12 protein-coding genes are annotated in these 18,689 nt (G+C 59.5%); 8 read left to right on the top strand and 4 right to left on the bottom strand.

Annotation, left to right across the window (positions count from 1 at the left end):
* Window positions 1-9 precede the first annotated feature (9 nt).
* Window positions 10-897, top strand: a complete 888-nt coding sequence (gene lsrF, locus FFB58_RS14480) for a 3-hydroxy-5-phosphonooxypentane-2,4-dione thiolase (RefSeq protein ID WP_138370275.1) — start codon at window positions 10-12, stop codon at window positions 895-897.
* Window positions 894-1,187 (top strand): (4S)-4-hydroxy-5-phosphonooxypentane-2,3-dione isomerase, encoded by a 294-nt coding sequence (gene lsrG, locus FFB58_RS14475; protein WP_039031714.1) that lies wholly within the window; start codon window positions 894-896, stop codon window positions 1,185-1,187. Before lsrF ends, lsrG begins: the two co-directional genes overlap by 4 nt.
* A 147-nt stretch (window positions 1,188-1,334) precedes the next feature.
* Here lsrG and FFB58_RS14470 read toward each other — a convergent pair whose 3' ends face one another.
* Window positions 1,335-2,024: a B3/4 domain-containing protein gene (locus FFB58_RS14470; RefSeq protein WP_138370274.1), complete on the bottom strand. Its 690-nt coding sequence runs from the start codon at window positions 2,022-2,024 to the stop codon at window positions 1,335-1,337.
* 42 nt (window positions 2,025-2,066) lie between these two features.
* Between FFB58_RS14470 and FFB58_RS14465 the strand changes: the two genes are divergently transcribed.
* Window positions 2,067-2,669 carry a helix-turn-helix domain-containing protein gene (locus tag FFB58_RS14465; RefSeq protein ID WP_138370273.1) on the top strand — a complete coding sequence of 201 codons (603 nt, stop codon included), beginning with the start codon at window positions 2,067-2,069 and terminating at the stop codon, window positions 2,667-2,669.
* A 147-nt stretch (window positions 2,670-2,816) separates the two neighbouring features.
* Here the strand turns inward: FFB58_RS14465 and ygjG are convergent, their stop codons facing one another.
* Complete coding sequence (gene ygjG / locus FFB58_RS14460; protein WP_171029964.1) at window positions 2,817-4,196, bottom strand: putrescine aminotransferase; 1,380 nt, start codon at window positions 4,194-4,196, stop codon at window positions 2,817-2,819.
* 431 nt (window positions 4,197-4,627) lie between these two features.
* On the opposite strand from ygjG, the gene FFB58_RS14455 reads away from it, so the two are divergent.
* Both FFB58_RS14455 and FFB58_RS14450 read left to right on the top strand, forming a co-directional pair.
* Window positions 4,628-6,148, top strand: coding sequence for a PAS domain-containing methyl-accepting chemotaxis protein (locus tag FFB58_RS14455; protein WP_039031718.1), 1,521 nt, complete (start codon window positions 4,628-4,630; stop codon window positions 6,146-6,148).
* A gap of 337 nt (window positions 6,149-6,485) precedes the next feature.
* Complete coding sequence (locus tag FFB58_RS14450) at window positions 6,486-8,045, top strand: methyl-accepting chemotaxis protein (RefSeq protein WP_138370271.1); 1,560 nt, start codon at window positions 6,486-6,488, stop codon at window positions 8,043-8,045.
* On the opposite strand, the gene FFB58_RS14445 is transcribed toward FFB58_RS14450, so the two are convergent.
* Window positions 8,042-8,536, bottom strand: a complete 495-nt coding sequence (locus FFB58_RS14445) for a PadR family transcriptional regulator (RefSeq protein ID WP_039031720.1) — start codon at window positions 8,534-8,536, stop codon at window positions 8,042-8,044. The two genes, FFB58_RS14450 and FFB58_RS14445, sit on opposite strands and share 4 nt — an antisense overlap.
* Window positions 8,537-8,683: 147 nt before the next feature.
* On the opposite strand from FFB58_RS14445, the gene FFB58_RS14440 reads away from it, so the two are divergent.
* Window positions 8,684-9,448 (top strand): siderophore-interacting protein, encoded by a 765-nt coding sequence (locus FFB58_RS14440; protein ID WP_138370270.1) that lies wholly within the window; start codon window positions 8,684-8,686, stop codon window positions 9,446-9,448.
* On the opposite strand, the gene FFB58_RS14435 is transcribed toward FFB58_RS14440, so the two are convergent.
* Entirely contained in the window at window positions 9,449-10,618 is a 1,170-nt protein-coding gene (locus FFB58_RS14435) for a DNA repair protein (RefSeq protein WP_138370269.1), read from the bottom strand.
* 292 nt (window positions 10,619-10,910) lie between these two features.
* Here FFB58_RS14435 and FFB58_RS14430 point away from each other — a divergent pair, with 292 nt between their 5' ends.
* Complete coding sequence (locus tag FFB58_RS14430) at window positions 10,911-12,578, top strand: ShlB/FhaC/HecB family hemolysin secretion/activation protein (RefSeq protein WP_138370268.1); 1,668 nt, start codon at window positions 10,911-10,913, stop codon at window positions 12,576-12,578.
* 12 nt (window positions 12,579-12,590) lie between these two features.
* A partial coding sequence (locus tag FFB58_RS14425; protein WP_138370267.1) for a filamentous hemagglutinin N-terminal domain-containing protein occupies window positions 12,591-18,689 on the top strand: 6,099 nt, incomplete at its 3' end.

The raw sequence follows: 18,689 nt of genomic DNA, 5'->3' as shown, positions 1-18,689 counted from the left end.
GGAGAGAACATGGCTGATTTAGACGACATCAAAGAGGGTAAGAACTTTGGCATCGACCGACCGCAGCAGAACGTGCCTTTCACCCTGAAAGGGTGCGGGGCGCTGGACTGGGGGATGCAGTCCCGCATGGCGCGGATCTTCAACCCCAACAGCAACCGCACGGTGATGCTGGCCTTCGATCACGGCTATTTCCAGGGGCCGACCACCGGGCTTGAGCGTATCGATCTCTCCATCGCGCCGCTGTTCGGTGAAACCGACGTGCTGATGTGTACCCGCGGGATCCTCAGGAGCACCGTGCTGCCCGCCACCAATAAACCGGTGGTGCTGCGCGCCTCCGGGGGCAACTCGATGCTCGGCGAGCTCTCCAATGAGTGCGTGGCGGTAGCGATGGAGGATGCCCTGCGCCTCAACGTCTGCGCGGTGGCGGCGCAGGTCTATATCGGCAGCGAGTATGAGCATCAGTCGATCAACAACATCATCAAGCTGGTGGATGCAGGCAGTCGCTACGGCATGCCGACCCTGGCGGTGACCGGGGTGGGCAAAGAGATGGCCCGGGATGCGCGCTACTTCTCCCTCGCCAGCCGTATCGCCGCCGAAATGGGGGCCCAGTTCGTCAAAACCTATTTTGTGGAAGAGGGATTCGAAAAAGTGACCGCCAGCTGCCCGGTGCCGATTGTGATCGCCGGGGGGAAAAAGCTGCCGGAGCAGGAGGCGCTGGAGATGTGCTTCCGCGCCATCGACCAGGGCGCGTCGGGCGTCGATATGGGACGCAATATCTTCCAGTCCAGCGCGCCGCTGTCGATGCTGAAGGCGGTGAAGAAAGTGGTACACGAGAAGATGAGCGCCCGCGAGGCGTATCAGTTCTGGCAGGAAGAAAAACAGGGAGAAGGGCAATGAACGTGACGTTAGTGGAGATCAACATTAAGCCGGATAAGGTGGATGAGTTTTTGCAGGTGTTTCGCGCCAACCACGAAGGAGCGATCCAGGAGCCGGGCAATTTGCGCTTCGACGTGCTGCAGGATCCGCGGGTGAAAACCCGGTTCTTTATCTACGAAGCCTATAAGGATGAAGAGGCGGTGGCGGCGCATAAAAAGACCCCGCACTATCTGGCATGCGTGGAACAGCTTGAGGATTTGATGTCGGAGCCGCGTAAAAAACGGTGTTTCGTCGGGTTGATGCCGGAGTAGGGGTTGTGCGTGCCCGGTGGCGCTGCGCTTACCGGGCCTGTGGGATTGTGCGGTCTGTTGCCCGGTGGCGCTTCGCTTACCGGGCCTACAAAGGCCACAATGTTCGGGTTTTGTAGGCCGGGCAAGCGCAGCGCCGCCCGGCGTTTTTCAGGCCAGCTCCAGCAGCTGCACCTGCGCCGTTGCCCCCGGCATCAATTTTTGCAGATGGCTGACCAGCTCATCCCCCGCCGCCTCCAGCGCCGTTAACGGCATCTCGGGCAGGCTTTCAAGAATAAACCACATGGTCTGCGCCTTGCTATCCAGGCGGGTACGCACCCCTTGTCGCCAGTTCCAGCGGCGGCAGGTCACCCCCAGGTCATCGCGCCAGATAACCTCTCCCGCATCGGGATGTTCCACGCTCGGCTGCCCCTCTTTGAAGGTATCAAAAGGTTCGCTGCCGTCGGCCAGCGTCAGGCGCGGGGCCCCGGTATACGCGGCGAGATTCTCCCCGCCCACCGGAATGGCGTAGCGGATGCTGATGGCATTGTAGATATCCACCACCGGATCGAGCGGCGGCAATGTGCCGTCTTTCAGGACCCGCTTGCGCAGGGCGCTGGCGGAGCAGGGCGTGCGTTTCGGTTTGGCGCCAAAGGCCTTGAACACCTCATCCCAGGCGGCGAGATGGGCATCGGCCCAGGCCACGTCATCATTTAATACCTGCTGGCAGGCCTGGGCTAACACCGCAGGCGCAACCTCCGGCGCGGTAATCGGCGCAGCTTCAACCACAATGCTCAGTGCGCGGAACCCCGGTACGATCCCGGCAAAGCGCGGGTCTATTGACGGCGTGAGAAGGGACATAAATAATCCTGTATTGACTGTTTTATACCATGGTAATGACCAATGACTGATAAAGTCAATATAATGACTGCAACGGGTGCCGATGTCGCCCAGGTAAGCCTGGCGGTGGCAAACCGTATCCGCAACTGGCGGAAAGAGAAAAAGCTGTCGCTGGATGAGCTGTCGCGCCGGGCCTGCGTCAGCAAAGGGATGCTGGTGGAGATCGAGAAAGGGGCGGCTAACCCCAGCATTGCGATCCTCTGCAAACTGGCGGCGGCGCTGGGGATCTCGGTGGCAGACATCGTTAACGTCGCCAGCGAGCCGCAGGTGCACATTATCGAAGAAGCGGCGATCCCGGTGCTCTGGCAGGGTGAGAAGGGCGGCAGCGCCCGACTGCTGGCGGGCACCACCGGCCCGGACATGATTGAGCTCTGGCGCTGGGAGATGCAGCCGGGAGAAAGCTTCAGCTCGCCAGGCCATCCGGCAGGGACGTTTGAACTGCTCCACGTGGAGGCGGGCGTATTAACCCTGAAGGTGGAGGAGAGCGTTAATCAGGTGATTGCCGGTGCGTCGGCGGTGGCGAAAACCGACGCGGCGCATAGCTATGCGAACGACGGGGAGAGCGTGCTGCGGTTCACCATGACCGTGGCGGAGTTTCACCGGTAACATTTGACATGCCGGGGGCGCTACGCTTGCCCGGCCTACAAAAACCAACGTCGTTGTGGCAGTTGTAGGCCCGGTAAGCGAAGCGCCACCGGGCAACAACAGGCACAGACTCGTAGGCCGGGCAAGCATCGCGCCGCCCGGCGTTTTTTACGCTTCAGTCACGCTCACCCGCAGCGCTGCCAGCGCCTTGCGGGCCGCTTTCAGCACCAGCTCACACTGCTCAATGGTCAGCGTCAGCGGCGGTTCGATGCGGATCGTTTTCGAGTTGTTCAGCGTGCCTGCAACCAGCACCCGCTGGCGGAACATCTCGCTCGCGAAGCTGTAGCCGGTTTCGTTATCGACAAACTCAATCGCCATCAGCATCCCTTTACCGCGCGCATCCTGCACCAGGTCCGGGTACTCACGCCCGAGCTGGCGGAAGCCGTCCAGCAGCATGTCGCCTTTCTGCTCCGCCTGGGCGGGCAGGTTCTGCTCCAGCAGCACGTTGATGGTCGCCAGCGCCGCGGCACAGGCCAGCGGGTTGCCGCCAAAGGTGGTGGTGTGTAGAAAAGGGTTGTCGAACAGCACCGAGAACACCTCTTCGGTGGCGACCGTGGCGCCAATCGGCATCACGCCGCCGCCCAGCGCTTTGGCGAGACACAGGATGTCCGGCTGCACGTTCTCATGCTCGCAGGCGAACATCTTGCCGGTGCGGCCCATGCCGGTCTGCACTTCGTCCAGGATCAGCAGCGCGCCAAACTCATCGCACAGTTGACGCACCGCAGGCAGGTAGCCCTGCGGTGGCAGGATCACGCCCCCTTCGCCCTGGATAGGCTCGAGGATCACCGCCGCCACGTCATCGCCGGTTTTACGGCATTCGCTCAGCATGGTGCGCATGGCGTTGATATCGCCGAACGGCACATGGCGGAAGCCCGGCAGCAGCGGCATAAAGGGTTTGCGGAAGGTGGATTTCGCCGTGGCAGAGAGGGCCCCCAGCGACTTGCCGTGGAAAGCACCGCTGGTGGCGATAAAGGTGAATTTCCCGCGCGGCGACTGGTACGCTTTGGCGAGTTTGATCGCCGCTTCGACCGATTCCGTGCCGCTGTTACAGAAGAAGCTGTATTTCAGTTTCCCCGGCGTCAGTGCCGCCAGCGTTTTTGCCAGCATCGCCCGTAAAGGGTCAAGCAGTTCCTGGCTATGAAGGGGTTGTTTTGCAAGCTGATTTTGTACGGCGGAAACCACTACTGGATTACGGTGCCCCACGTTGAAAATACCAAATCCACCCAGGCAATCTATAAACTCCTGTCCCTGGGTGTCGACAAGCGTATTCAGACTTCCTGCTTGCCACTCTACGGCTCCGTAATCCCCGCCTGCAGTAACAGATTTTCTGTATTCCAAAAACCCGGGATTTACATGCTCTTTGAAGTAATCAATCACCTCGCGGTTAAGTTGTTTCATCTCCTCATGATCAAGCGTTCGCTTCTCAATGAGATTCAGGGCGTGCGCGGTACAGGCAAGGGCCGACGCGCTGGAAGGTAACCTGTTCAAAATATGCTCCCGGGTATGGCGTATCACATGATACTGGATTAAGTATTGCAGGCTTTACGCCACATCCGGGGACTTAACAAAAATCGGGATAAACGCCAGGTTAAAATAATGTTACACAATATTTAATCATGCAAAACGGCAGCATGGCCGCTGCGACATGGAACTTTCAGATGCAGAGATGCCCGCTGGCAGTGCATTTGCCCTGTTTTAGGGCGGATATAGGCTGTATTGGGGGCAGACAGGGATCCTCCTTCAGGAGTAGTTGCGAATTGAAATCATTAGATATCAATAAATTAAAAAAACACACAAAAAATGCGGTTTAGTTGCGTTTTGCGATCTCAGGCATGTTTAACATCTAAAGATATGTTCGTTACCGCCGTAAAATATTTACGCCACAAAAATAACATTCAAGTAACCTGCAAGGGATGCCTATGTCGCCTCAACCGTTTGTCACGCAGTGTGAATATCCGCTGCAAGATGACACCACCCTGATGTCCACCACCGATCTGCACAGCTACATTACCCAGGCCAATGACACCTTTGTTCAGGTGAGTGGCTACACGCTGGCCGAACTCGTCGGGCAACCGCACAACCTCGTTCGCCACCCGGACATGCCAAAAGCGGCCTTTGCCGACATGTGGTCCACCCTGCAACAGGGTGAGCCCTGGAGCGGCATCGTCAAAAACCGCCGTAAAAATGGCGATCACTACTGGGTGCGCGCCAATGCGGTGCCGATGGTGCGCAACGGCCAGACTACCGGGTATATGTCCATTCGCGTGAAGGCCACGCCGGAGGAGATTGCCGCCGTGGAGCCGCTGTATAAAGCCCTGAACGAAGGGCGCAGCAAAAAGCGGGTGCATAAGGGGCTGGTGGTTGCCAGAGGCTGGGCCGGTAAACTCCCGGCGATGCCGCTGCGCTGGCGGGTGCGCAGCGTGATGACGGCGCTGTTTGCCGTGCTGGCTGCGACCCTGTTCGCCACCGGGGCGGGCTGGGCGGCACTGGGCGCCAGCGCGCTGGTGATGCTGCTGGGAACCCTGCTGTTTGAACAGCAGATCGTGCGTCCGGTTGAAAACGTGGCGCGCCAGGCGCTGAAGGTGGCGACGGGCGAGCGCAACAGCGTGGAGCACCTTAACCGCAGCGACGAGCTGGGGCTGACCCTGCGGGCGGTCGGGCAGCTCGGCCTGATGTGCCGCTGGCTGATCAACGACGTCTCAAGCCAGGTGGTTAACGTGCGCGACGGCAGCGACCAGCTGGCGCGGGGCAACGACGACCTCAACGATCGCACGCACCAGACCGTCTCCAACGTGAAGCAGACCGTCGAGACCATGAACCAGCTGGCGATGACCGTGCAGAGCAACACCCGAACCGCCGTCGATGCCGATAAGCTCTCTATCGCCGCCAGCGACGCCGCCACCGAAGGCGGACACGCGATGCAGACGGTGGTCAAAACCATGGACGAGATTGCCGACAGCACCCAGCGTATCGGCTCCATCACCAAGCTGATTAACGACATCGCCTTCCAGACCAATATTCTGGCGCTGAATGCGGCGGTAGAAGCGGCCAGGGCAGGGGAGCAGGGCAAAGGCTTCGCGGTGGTGGCCGGGGAAGTGCGTCATCTGGCCAGCCGCAGCGCCAACGCCGCCAACGATATCCGCAAGCTGATCGACGCCAGCGCCAGCAAAGTGCTGTCCGGCTCCGAGCAGGTTCATGCCGCCGGACGCACCATGGATGACATCGTCGAGAAAGTGCAGAACGTCACCCGACTGATCGCCGAGATCAGCCAGTCCACCTCCGAGCAGGCATCCGGCCTGTCGGAGCTGACCCGGGCGGTCGCTGAACTGGATTCGATTACCCAGAAAAACGCGGCGCTGGTCGAAACCAGCGCGCAGGTGTCGGCGATGGTGAAGCATCGGGCGAAACGTCTGGAAGATGCGGTCACCGTCCTGCACTGAGTCAGTCGTGTTCCAAAAAAGCCGTTTGCTCTGCGAGGAGCAAACGGCTTTTTATTTATGAGCTGTATTTCTTTTTATCGTTAGTTGTTAATTGAATATTAAATAACTAAAAAAAATCGCCTCAGTTTATTCTTCCTGCCTGAGTCTGTTTTCCCTAATGCGGTGTCAAAAAAGCCTGTTCTGGTGGTCGCGTAACGATCGATGAGCCAAAATTAATAGCCTGCGCCTATCTATTGGTGTGGTTATGAAATAAAAAAGCGATCAAAGTCATAAAGTTAGCGATGAAGTTACCGATAACGCTGATCGTCTGAGAAATAATCACATCGATGGAGTAAATATGTTCTTACATGACGTAAAAATCGGCACGAAATTATTTCTGGCGTTTGGATTCTTTATTGTCCTGATGGGGATAAGTGCGAGTTTATCCCTGATGAGCCTTAACCGGGCAAATAACGGGATGCAATCCATCATCACCAGCGATTATCCCACCACGGTAAAAGCCAACCAGTTAATCGAAAACTTCCAGGAATTTATTAGCACTCAACAGCTGATGCTGCTGGACGACCAGGGCAAGTACACGGCGCAATCAGAGCAGCATCTGAAAGAGATCAGCGAGCGTATCACCCTGATCCTGGGTGAGCTGAACACGGCCCTGCAGGATGCTAAATCCCAGCAGGTTCTGAGCGATATCCGCGGGGTCCGCCAGCAGTATCTCGACTCCCGCTACCGCATCCTGCAGGCGGTGCAGAGCAACGATCGGGCCGGGGCGATTCAGGAGATGATGACCAACACCCTCACCCTGCAGCAGGCCTATAAGGCGAAGGTGCAGGAGCTGATTGCGATCCAGGACACCGAGATGCAGCGCGCGGGCGTGGAGGTGGACGGCGATTTCAAAAGCAACCGCCTGCTGCTGATCCTCATCACCCTGTTCAGCGTGGCGGTGGGCAGCCTGATGGGGTGGTTTATCGTGCGCTCGATTACCCGTCCGCTGGGCGAGGCGGTGGATTTTGCCCAGGCCATTGCCGAGGGCGATCTGACCCGCAGCATGGCCTCCCACGGGAAAGACGAAACCGGCCAGCTGCTGACGGCGCTGATGGAGATGAAAGTTCGTCTGCTGGAGATTGTTCAGCAGGTGCAGACCGGCTCGGAGAGTATCTCCAGCGCTGCGGCGCAGATTGTGGCGGGCAACCAGGATCTGGCTGCGCGAACCGAAGAGCAGGCCAGCTCCGTTGAGCAAACGGCGGCGTCGATGGAGCAGATCACCGCGACGGTGAAAAACACCGCGTCACATACCGGGGAAGCGACGACCCTCTCGGCCGATGCGGCCCGGGTGGTGAAAAACAACGGCGAGATGATGCTGCAGGTCACCAGCAAAATGCGCCTGATCAACGAGACCTCCAACCGGATGTCCGACATCATCAACCTGATCGACTCCATTGCCTTCCAGACCAACATTCTGGCGCTCAACGCGGCGGTAGAAGCGGCCCGTGCGGGTGAGCATGGTCGCGGCTTTGCGGTGGTGGCCGGTGAGGTTCGCCAGCTGGCGCAGAAAAGCGCTACTTCGGCTAGCGAAATTCGCCAGCTGATTGAGAGCTCAACCAGCCAGACGCAGGACGGGATGGCGCTGGTGGAAAAAGCCAGCGGGCTGATCAATGGCATGGTGGGGAACGTGCAGGAGATGGACGTCATCCTGCGCGAAATTCGTCAGGCGAGTCACGAGCAGACGGAAGGCATTTCGCAGATCAACAGCGCCATTGGCCTGATTGATGCCACCACCCAGCAGAACTCCGCGCTGGTGGAAGAGTCCGTGGCGGCGGCATCCTCCCTTAACGATCAGGCGATGAACCTGAAAGAGCTGGTGAAGGTGTTCCGCGTTAGCGGGGAAGCCATCGCTTAATCCAGCTGATTGATCTCCAGCGACGCGCGGTCAATAACCGCAATAATCTGTTTAAGCTGCGCGTCGCTCAATCCTTCCTGATTGACCTTCAAATCCAGCACCGCTTTAAAATTGTCGAGTGCCCGCTTCATCTGCGGGTTTTTACGCAGCTGGAAGCCCACGCAGCGTGCTTTGATGCGCGCCTGGATGTTCTCAAGCTGTTCCAGGTTCTCATCCAACCAGCGCTGCCCGGCTACGGTGATGGCAATCTGTTTGCGCCCGTTCTCTTCTTCGGTGAAGGTGATGAACTGCTGATCCTGCAGGAAATCCAGCGTGGGATAAATCACCCCAGGGCTCGGCGTGTAGTTTCCCTGGGTCATGCTTTCAATGTCTTTAATCAGCTCATAACCGTGGCTGGCATTGCGGGTCAGAAGGTCCAGAATCACCAGCCTTAACTCACCGTGACCAAAAAAGCGCTGACGGCGTCCGCCGCCTTCGTGTGCCTGTCGCATAGGGTTTTCCTTTAATTTGATATATCTAATTTATATCTAAATTAGTTTTAGATGCAATCTAAAACATCTTGCATTTTTGTTTATTAGCAATCATTATCATTTAACTTTCATTTTCGATATATCGTTTTCACATCACGAAGGCAAATTATGACTACTACCCGCTACCCACAACGTGTCCGCAACGACCTGCGTTTTCGCGAGCTGAACGTGCTCCGCGTTGAGCGCGTCAGTGCCGGTTTTCAGCGCATCGTGTTAGGCGGCGAGGCGCTGGAGGGCTTCAGCTCCCGCGGCTTCGACGACCATTCCAAAGTCTTTTTCCCGCAACCGGGCACGACCTTTGTGCCGCCGGTGGTGACGGACGAGGGCGTTAACTGGGGCGACGGCGTGCGTCCGCAGGCGCGGGATTACACTCCGCTGTATGACGCGGCCCGTCACGAGCTGGCGCTCGACTTCTTTATCCACGACGGCGGGGTGGCAAGCCAGTGGGCGGTAGAGGCAAAGCCGGGGGATACGCTCTCCATCGGCGGCCCGCGCGGTTCCCTGGTGGTGCCGGAAGATTACGCCTGGCAGCTCTACGTCTGCGATGAGTCAGGAATGCCCGCCCTGCGCCGCCGTCTCGAGGCGCTGCGCGCCCTGCCGGTGCGCCCGGAAGTGCATGCCGTGGTGACCGTCGGGGATGCCGCCTGTCAGGACTATCTGGCGCACCTGAGCGAGTTCAACATCACCTGGGTGGTGGGGCATAACGAGCAGGCGGTGGCGGATCGTCTGGCAGCGCTCAGCGTGCCGGGGCAGGATTACTTCATCTGGCTGACCGGGGAAGGGAAGGTGGTGAAAAACCTGAGTCGCCTGTTTGAAACCGACGCCATCGATCAGAAGCTGGTGCGTGCCAGCGCTTACTGGCACGCCAAATAGTCAGGCCACGTCGTCGAGCTGCGCTTCGCTGACCTGATGTTCCAGCGAGGCGCGCACCTCACGTAAGGCTTTCTCCTGCTGGGCAAAATAAGTTTCCATATTGCTCAGCGAGGAGACCAGCAGCCAGGACTCCTCTTTTTCCAGCTCCGCCAGTTCGCTCACCAGGGTGTCGATCTGTTCGCGCACCTGGGCCATCTTTTTGCGGATACGCGTCAGATCGTTCAGCCTGTCGCTGGCCATCAGCGGCTCCAGCCCCTGATGCAGGCGGGCCACCAGGGAGCGGATCGCCTTCACGTCGCCACGCTGCTTCGCCTGGTTCAGCTGCACCATCATGGCGTTCGCCTCTTCTTTCAGCTCATCCGCCACCAGATCCGGATGACAGAGCTTGCTCGCCTGACGCCAGAGCCGTTTTAACTCGTTCTGATCCTCTTCTGAGAGATCCTGGCCCTTGCGCAGGCGGATCTCCGCCTCGTGCTGCTGTTCGCGGTATTTTTCATACTCGTCGTTGGCTTCATCCCGCGCCTGGCGGGCGGGCTCCTCTTCCCGGGTTAAGCCGGTTTCCAGCTCCTGGGCTTCGGCCAGCAGGTTGGCAATCAGGTTGCTTTGCTGCTGAAGATGCTTGCGCGCGGCGGTGGCCTGCACCGAGTCGGCGGGCAGATCGCGCCAGTGTTGGGTCAGGGTGGTCAGCACCTCCACCGCCTGGGCAACGTACTGCTGGCAGCGGCGATAGTCCGCTTCCCGACGGCGGGTTTCCGCCTGCTGGCGGCGCAGATTGAGCTCTGCCAGGGTTTTGCGCAGGGCGAGGATCTGGCTCATCAACGGGCCGAGGCGGGTGAGGTAGAGGTCGTTAAATTCATCCAGCTGCTGGACGCGGGCGTTGCGGCGATCGATTAAATCACGCAGGCGCTCCTCCAGCGCCTTCAGCTCCAGCTTGCTGGCGGCAAGCTGCGGGTCGCGCCACGGGGCGACGGCGCGCTGGCTCTGTAACCAGCTGGCGATAGCGGTTAACGCCGCGGTGTAGTTTTTCTGCTCAAGCGCCACGACGATCGCCCGAAGCTCATCGTCAAAGGCTTCGCTTTTTAACCGTGCCAGCTGGCTCTCGATGATGTCGTCATCTTCAAGCTCAATGGCGTTTTTAATGATTTCCAGCCGTTTGATCGGTGTGCTCATGATGCTTTTCGCTTTGGCGCTTAAGTATTTGAGTTAAGGATAGTTGTCAGGAAAACAACAGGGAATAATACACATGTCTGATGAATGGCGCGACGACGACGTGCGTTAAATTTGCGCGGGCGCATTTCGCATTCATTTCCTGAATAAATTCCTAAAAGAGCAAAAAAAGTCTGAAAAAAACCCTGTCGACCTTTTACGTGCATTTACACAGGTTACTTTTTGACATATTTTGCTCCTTTTTTGTACGCCAGTCTGAAAACGGACAGAAGGCAGGGATGTAGTGAAGGTAAGGATGACCAGATTAACAGGGCTTTTTGTCACTCTCATTTTATGGCCACTCGGTAGCGTCCACGCGGCGTTGCTGTCGCCAGCGGATCGCAGCGCCGTTCAACAGCAGCAACAGCAGCTGCTGGATCAAAACCAGCGCCAGCGCGACGAGCTGGAACGCAGCACGGTCCTGCCCGCGGCCTCTTCATCCCCCGTACAACCTGCCGCTGGCGGCCCCTGTTTTGTTATCAACCAGATCGTGCTGGACGGTGCCACTGCCATGCCGGACGTTGCCGAGCGCCGCCTTACCGCGCCCTGGCGCAACCAGTGCCTGAATATGGCGGGCCTCAGCGCCCTGACGCACGCGGTCTCCGACTGGTATATCAGCCGGGGGTACATCACCAGCCGCGCCTTTCTGACCGAGCAGGATCTGAGCCGTGGCACGCTGCATATCGCGGTGCTGGAAGGCAAGCTCGAGCAGATCCGCCTGGAAGGGGTGCCGGAGCGGACGCTGGATATGACCTTCCCCGGACGGGTGGGCAAGATCCTTAACCTGCGCGATATCGAACAGGGGATGGAGCAGCTGAACCGGGTGCGTCAGACCCCGGTTCAGATTGAGATCCTGCCCGGCGAGCGCCAGGGATACTCGATCGTTAATCTCACCGCCGACCCGGAATTCCCGCTTAACGGCTCGATAAGCTTCGATAACAGCGGGCAAAAGAGCACCGGCACCGGCCAGCTCAGCGGCGCGCTCACCGGTAACAACCTGCTGGGGATCGCCGATAAGTGGTTTATCAGTGGCGGGCGCAGCAGCGATTTTTCCAGCAGTAAGGATGCGCAGAACTTTGCCGCAGGCGTCAGTGTGCCCTACGGCTATGGCCTGCTCGATTACAGCTACAGCTGGAGTAACTACCTCAGCACCATCGATAACAATGGCTATCGCTGGCGCTCGACCGGCGATAACGAAACCCACCGGCTGAACGGCTCCTGGGTGCTGTTCCGTAATGGCGATATCAAGACCAGCGCCGCGGTGGGCCTGACCCACCGTATCAACCATAACTACCTCGACGATGTCCTGCTCGCCACCAGCAGCCGCAAGCTCTCGAGCTTTTCGCTGGGCATTAACCACACGCAAAAAATCGCGACCGGCGTGGCGACCTTTAACCCGACCTTCACCCAGGGCGTGCCGTGGCTGGGGGCCGAGGATGACAACGACAAGCACGGCGATGTGCCAAAAGCGGAGTTTCGCAAATGGAGCCTGAACGCCAGCTATCAGCAACCGCTGGCCGACCGGCTATGGTGGCTCTCCAGCGCCTATTTTCAGTGGTCCCCCGACCGGCTCTACGGCAGCGAGCGCTTAACCCTCGGGGGCGAGACCTCGGTACGCGGCTTTAAGGAGCAGTATCTTTCCGGCGATAACGGCGGCTACTGGCGAAATGAGATCAACTATTCGCTCTTTACCCTGCCGTGGCTCGGGCAGATCGGCGCTCTGGCGGCGCTGGACGGCGGCTGGCTGAAAAAAGACGGTTTCGACCGCTACGCCTCCGGCACCCTGTGGGGCGCGGCGGTGGGGTTGAACAGCGTGAACCGCGTCTTCTCGAGCCAGTTGACGGCGGGCACACCGCTTGCGTATCCGGACTGGCTGGGGCCGGATCGTCTGAATATTTATTACCGCGTGTCGGTGGCGTTTTAAGGGACAGGGATAATGGACAAGGAACAGGTGAGTTTACCCCGGCGCGTACTCAGCGCCTTACTGAGCGTGCTGCTCGCCACGCAGCCGATGCTGCCCGCCGTGGCGGCAACGCTGACGCCAACCGGCAACACTCAGCAGGACAAGGCCGCTAACGGCGTGCCGGTGGTCAATATCGCCACCCCGAACGGCGCAGGCATATCGCATAACCAGTATCAGGATTACAACGTCGGTAAAGAGGGGCTCATCCTCAACAATGCCACCGGCAAGATGAATCAGACCCAGCTTGGCGGGCTGATTCAGGGCAACCCCAACCTGACGGCGGGCAGGGAAGCGACGGGCATTATCAACGAAGTCACCGGCACCAACCGGTCGCAGCTGCAGGGCTATACCGAAGTGGCGGGCAAAGCCGCCAACGTGATGGTCGCCAACCCCTACGGCATCACCTGTAACGGCTGTGGGTTCATCAACACCCCCAACGCGACGCTGACCACCGGCAAACCGGTGCTCGACGCCAGCGGCAAACTGCAGTCGCTGGACGTCAGCAAGGGCAGCATCCTGATTGAAGGCCAGGGCCTGGACGCAAGCCAGAGCGATGCGGTGTCGATCATCTCCCGAGCCACCGACATCAACGCCCAGCTGCACGCCAAATCCCTGACGGTGGTGGCAGGGGCGAACCGGGTTGCGGCCGATGGCAGCATCAGCGCCATCCCGGGCGAAGGCCCTGCGCCGAAAGTAGCGGTGGACACCGGGGCGCTGGGCGGAATGTACGCCAACCGTATTCGCCTGGTCTCCAGCGAAAAAGGGGTGGGCGTTAACCTCGGCAACCTGAATGCCCGCGAAGGGGATATCACCCTTGATGCCAGCGGCAGGTTGACGATGCATAACAGCCTGGCCAGCGGCGCGATTACCGCGAAGGGCGAAAGTATGGCGCTGACCGGCGACCATAAAGCCGGGGGCAACATTACCCTGAACAGCCAGAGCGAACTGGCGTTGCAGGATGGCTCGCTGAACAGCGACCGTGACCTCGTGCTCGACGCCAGGGGGACGCTGTCGCACGGTAATGCAAAACTGACCGCCGGGCAGGATGTCTCCCTCACGGCGCAACACCTCAGCCAGGACGCCCGCAGCGAAACGGATGCCGCCCGGCATATCAGCGTGACTGCCCGTGACAGCGCCACCCTCAACGGGCGCATGACGGCCGGGCAAAACCTGTCGCTCAATGCCACTACCCTGACGCATAACGGCGAGCTGGTGGCGGGGAATACGCTCTCTCTCAGCGCCGCCAGCCAGACGCTTAACGGAGCGATGAACGCCACCGGCGATCTCAGCGTGTCCGGACAGCAGATCGCCACCACCGGGGCCTCGCAAATTCAGGGCCGTAACCTGAGCATTACCGCCAGACAGGCAGATCTGAAGGGGACGCAGGCCGCCAGAGAGGCCCTGACCGTTAACGCCAGCGAGACGTTATCCCACAGCGGCAAAAGCAGCGCGAATACCCTGACCCTGAGCGCGCCGACGCTGGAAAACAGCGGCGTCGCCATCGCGTCAGCACTTAATACGCAGTCGCAGACGCTTATCAACGCCGGGCTGTTGCAGGGCGACACGTCCCTGCTGCTGAATACCGGGACGCTGGACAACCAGCACAACGGCACCCTTTACAGCGCCGCGAATCTGACCCTGGCTATCCCGAATATCACTAACCACGGCCTGATCGCCAGTGACGGTGCGCTGGCGGTTGCGGCCAGCACCCTCAGCGGCGAAGGGCTGTTACAGGGCACCGATGCGCTGACCCTTTCCGGAGATAACCTTTCCCAGGGAGCGGCGGGACGCTGGCTGACCGCAGGCTCGCTGGCGATCACCGCCGGACAGCTCGCTACCGCAGGCATCGTCCAGGGGCAGGATCTTAACGTTAATGCTGGCGACTGGCAGCATGATGGCTTCGCGCTTGCTGCAGGCCAGTTTGATACCCGCTTAACCGGCTCGCTGCTGAACAACGGCGACCTGATGAATCAGGGCAATCTGAGGTTCCACGTACCGCACCTAACCAACAACGGTAATCTGCTCGCCGCAGGCGACATGCAGTTGACGGGCGTGCGGCTCACCAACACCGCCACGCTGCAGGGGAATACCCTCAGCCTGACGCAGGGCAGCATCGACAATGCCGGAACAGTCATTGGCCTGAACGGACTGGGGCTGGAGACCACCGGCTCCCTGAACAACCGGGGAGATCTGTTGAGCCAGCAGGCCCTGACGGTGAACGCCCGGGACATCACCAACAGCGGCCGGTTGCAGGGGCAGAACCTCTCCCTTGCAGGCACAAATCTGACCAACAGCGGTGCCATCCAGAGTGCCCAGGATCTGGCGCTGACGTTAAGCGGCGACATGGCCGCCGTCACCGGCAGCAAAATTACTGCCCTGAACAGTGTCCGGATCAGTGGAAAAGCCCTCGACAACCAGGGGCTGTTGAGCGCGAAAAACCTGAATATTGACGGAGACTCGCTCAGCAACAGCGGGGAAATCAGCGGCGTCAGCGGACTTAATCTGCACCTGACAGGCGACCTGATGCAGGCAGGGAAAATGCTGAGCGGGGCAGGCCTTACCGTCCGGGCGGGCGACATCAGCAACAGCGGCCAGATGCAGGGGGATAACACCCGGCTTGATGCCCGCACGCTTAACAACGACGGACGTTTACAGGGCGACAGCGGCCTGACGCTTACGCTGCTGGATACGCTGACCAACCAGACCAACGGCGTCCTTCTCAGCCAGAATGCGCTCAGCGTGACCGCCCCAGTGGTGAGCAATAACGGTACGATTCAGGGGAAAGGAAACTCCACGCTTACCAGCATCACGCAGGTCCGCAATAACGGCAATATCCTCACCGGTGGCGACCTGACGCTCTCCACGGCGGATTACAACGGCGCGGGCTGGCTGCAGGCGACGAACCTGCTGATGAATGTGGCGAAGCTCGCTAACAGCGGCACGATGATGGCGACGCAACACGCCACCTATACCGGCAACAGCCTGACTAACGCCGGTACTCTGCAGGCGGCACAGCTGGTGGTGAATGCGCAGACGCTGACCAACAGCGGCACGCTGCTCGGCAACAGCAGCCTGACGCTGAACAGTGACAGTATCAGCAACGATAACGGGAACCTGTTCAGCGGGGGCGATCTGCTTACCGAAGCGGCCTCCCTCAGCGGCGTGGGCCAGATTGTGGCGCTCGGCAACCTGACGCTGAAGCTGGTAAACAGCTGGACGGCGCAGGGCGTGGTGGCGGCCAACGACCAGCTGACCATTACCAGCCAGGGCGACATCAGCAATGAGAGCACCCTGCAGGGCAACGGCATCACGCTGAACGCCGCGGGCAAGGTGACCAATAATGGCCTGATTACCGCAGGAGGCGGCACGACTTCGCTCTCCGGCAGTGAGATTGCCATGAACAGCAGCGGCTCGCTGCAGGCAGGCGGCGATGTCAGCCTGACCAGCCTGGGCGATATTACCCTTGATGGCTTTACCGGCACCGCCGGAAATATGGCGATCTCCGCCGCCGGGTCGGTGATCAATACCGCGCTGCTCTATGCCGGAAATAACCTGTCGCTGTTCGCGGATCGTATTGCGAACCTGCGGGGCGATATGCTGGCGGGCGAAGACCTGGTGATGCAGAAGGATGCCTCCGGGGCGGCGAATACAGAAATCATCAACATCTCGGGCAATATCGAAACCACGAAGGGGGATATCACGCTCAGAACCGGGCATCTGCTGAATACCCGCGATGGGCTGGCCGCCACGACCACAACCACCCAAAATCCTTCATCCATTGCCGGGTTGGGGAATGCGACCATCGATATCGACCTCTCTCAGCTGCCTGACGGCAGCTACGGGAAATATATCGCAAGGTATCCCGCGGAAATCTGTACCGGGGCCGTTAACACGCACTGTACGGTGAATAAAGGCAGTACCGCCTGGGGTATGCGAGCCGATCAGAACGAGCAAAAATTTGCCCTCAGCCAGACGGTGACCGCCGTTTCAGCTACTGGTGGTGTGGCTGGCATTCGCTCTGGCAACGATCTGTCCATTAACGCCGGTCGTCTTGAGAATAATGCCAGTGCGATCCTTGCCTCCGGTGATATTTTCCTGACGGGCAATACACTTTCCAGCCAGTCCTGGCAGAACTCAACCACCTCAGAATACTGGAAATATGTCTACCGGGGACAGGTGGGTTATGCAGACCCTGACAGCATCATTACCTCCAAAGTCGAAGGTAATATTGATATTGGAACAGTTATTCTGCCCGACCCGGTTTCGAAGAAGATTCGTTTTACGCTCGACGGGAAAACCACTGAAACTGAACTCGGCGACATTTACCGCGCAGTCATTCAGGCGGGCGGCATTGTCACCGCCAGGTTCGACAATGACATCAGCAACACAAACACCACGTCAAACGCGGGAACCATCAGCAATACCCTTGTTGCGCCGGACCTGAATACGCCATCAACACAGAGCATCGCAGGTGGCGCGAATCAGCAGTCACTGGCTGATGCCAGCACAACGGCCATCACCGCACCGGACTGGCAGAACGCTGCTGAGGGTCAGACAATTGCCGATGGCGTAAACCTCGTACCTGGCGGCCTTGAAGGCAATTATCCTCTGCCTTCCGGTAAGAACGGCTATTTTGTCACCTCTACCGATCCTGACAGCCCGTACCTCATCACCGTCAATCCGAAACTCGACGGGCTGGGGCAGCTCGATCCCTCCCTGTTTGGCGACCTGTGGAAGCTGCTGGGTGTCAATCCAGGCGCCGCCCCGCGTGAAACGGGCAGCCAGTATACCGACAGCAATCAGTTCCTGGGTTCCGCGTACATGCTCGACCGCCTTGGGCTGGATCCGGAGAAAAATTACCGCTTCCTTGGCGATGCCGCCTTTGATACGCGGTACGTCAGTAACTACGTGCTGAACCAGACCGGAACACGCTATATCAGCGGTCTGGGCTCCGATCTCGACCAGATGCGCTATCTGATGGATAAGGCCGCCGAAGCGCAAACCTCGCTGGGGCTGAAGTTCGGGGTGGCGCTGACGGCAGACCAGATAGCCACTCTCGACCACAGTATTCTGTGGTGGGAATCCGCCACCGTTAACGGCCAAACCGTGATGATCCCGAAGGTGTACCTGTCGCCAAAAGACGTCAGGGTGCAGAGCGGCAGCGTCATTTCCGGCAATAACGTGCAGCTGGCGGGCGGCAATGTCACCAACAGCGGAAGCTCGCTGCTGGCGCATAAGGGGCTGTCCATCGACAGCAGCAACAGCATCAACAACCTTAACGCCGGGCTTATCAGCGCAGGCGGCGGGCTGAACCTGAGCGCGCTGGGAGATATCAACAACATCAGTTCCACCCTCAGCGGTAAAACCCTGGGGCTGGAGAGTGTGACGGGCAGCATTAACAACATCACCCGCACGCAGACGTGGAATGTGGACGCGGGCCGCATGCGCTTAAGCGGTACGGATGTGGGCATCACCTCTTCCATTGCGGCAACGGACGGGCTGACGATGCGTGCCGGGCAGGATATCAATATCACCGGCGCCAGCGTGGCGGCGGGTGGCGGCCTCGGCATGGCGGCGGGCAACGATATTAATATCTCCGCGAATGAGATTAGCGAGAGCCGGTATGAGCGCAACAGCGCGACAACAGAGACGGCTTCCGTTACGCAGCAGCGCAGCACGCTGACGGCAGGGGGCGATCTGACCCTGCTCGCTGGCAACGATCTCAACGCGCGAGCCGCAGGGATCGCCGCCGAAGGGGATGTGGGCATCCGGGCCGGTCGCGATGTGAACCTGCTGGCAGAAGCCAGCACCGAAAGCGCCAGCAGCAAAACGAAGAAAAAAACCGCTGTCGATGAGTCCGTGCGTCAGCAAGGAACGGAGATCGCCAGCGGCGGCAACACGGTGATCGTCGCCGGGCGCGACATGAACGCGCAGGCGGCAGAGGTGACGGCGCAGGGCGATATCGGCGTGGCGGCGGGCCGCGATGTCAGTCTCACCACGGCCACCGAGAGCGACTACCGCTACCGGGAGAAAACCAAAACCAGCAGCGGGTTCCTGAGCAAAAAGACCACC

This window comes from Enterobacter sp. MF024 (assembly GCF_005843915.1).
GTDB classification, from domain to species: domain Bacteria; phylum Pseudomonadota; class Gammaproteobacteria; order Enterobacterales; family Enterobacteriaceae; genus Enterobacter; species Enterobacter barmai.
This window is presented reverse-complemented; position numbering and strand designations above follow the sequence as displayed.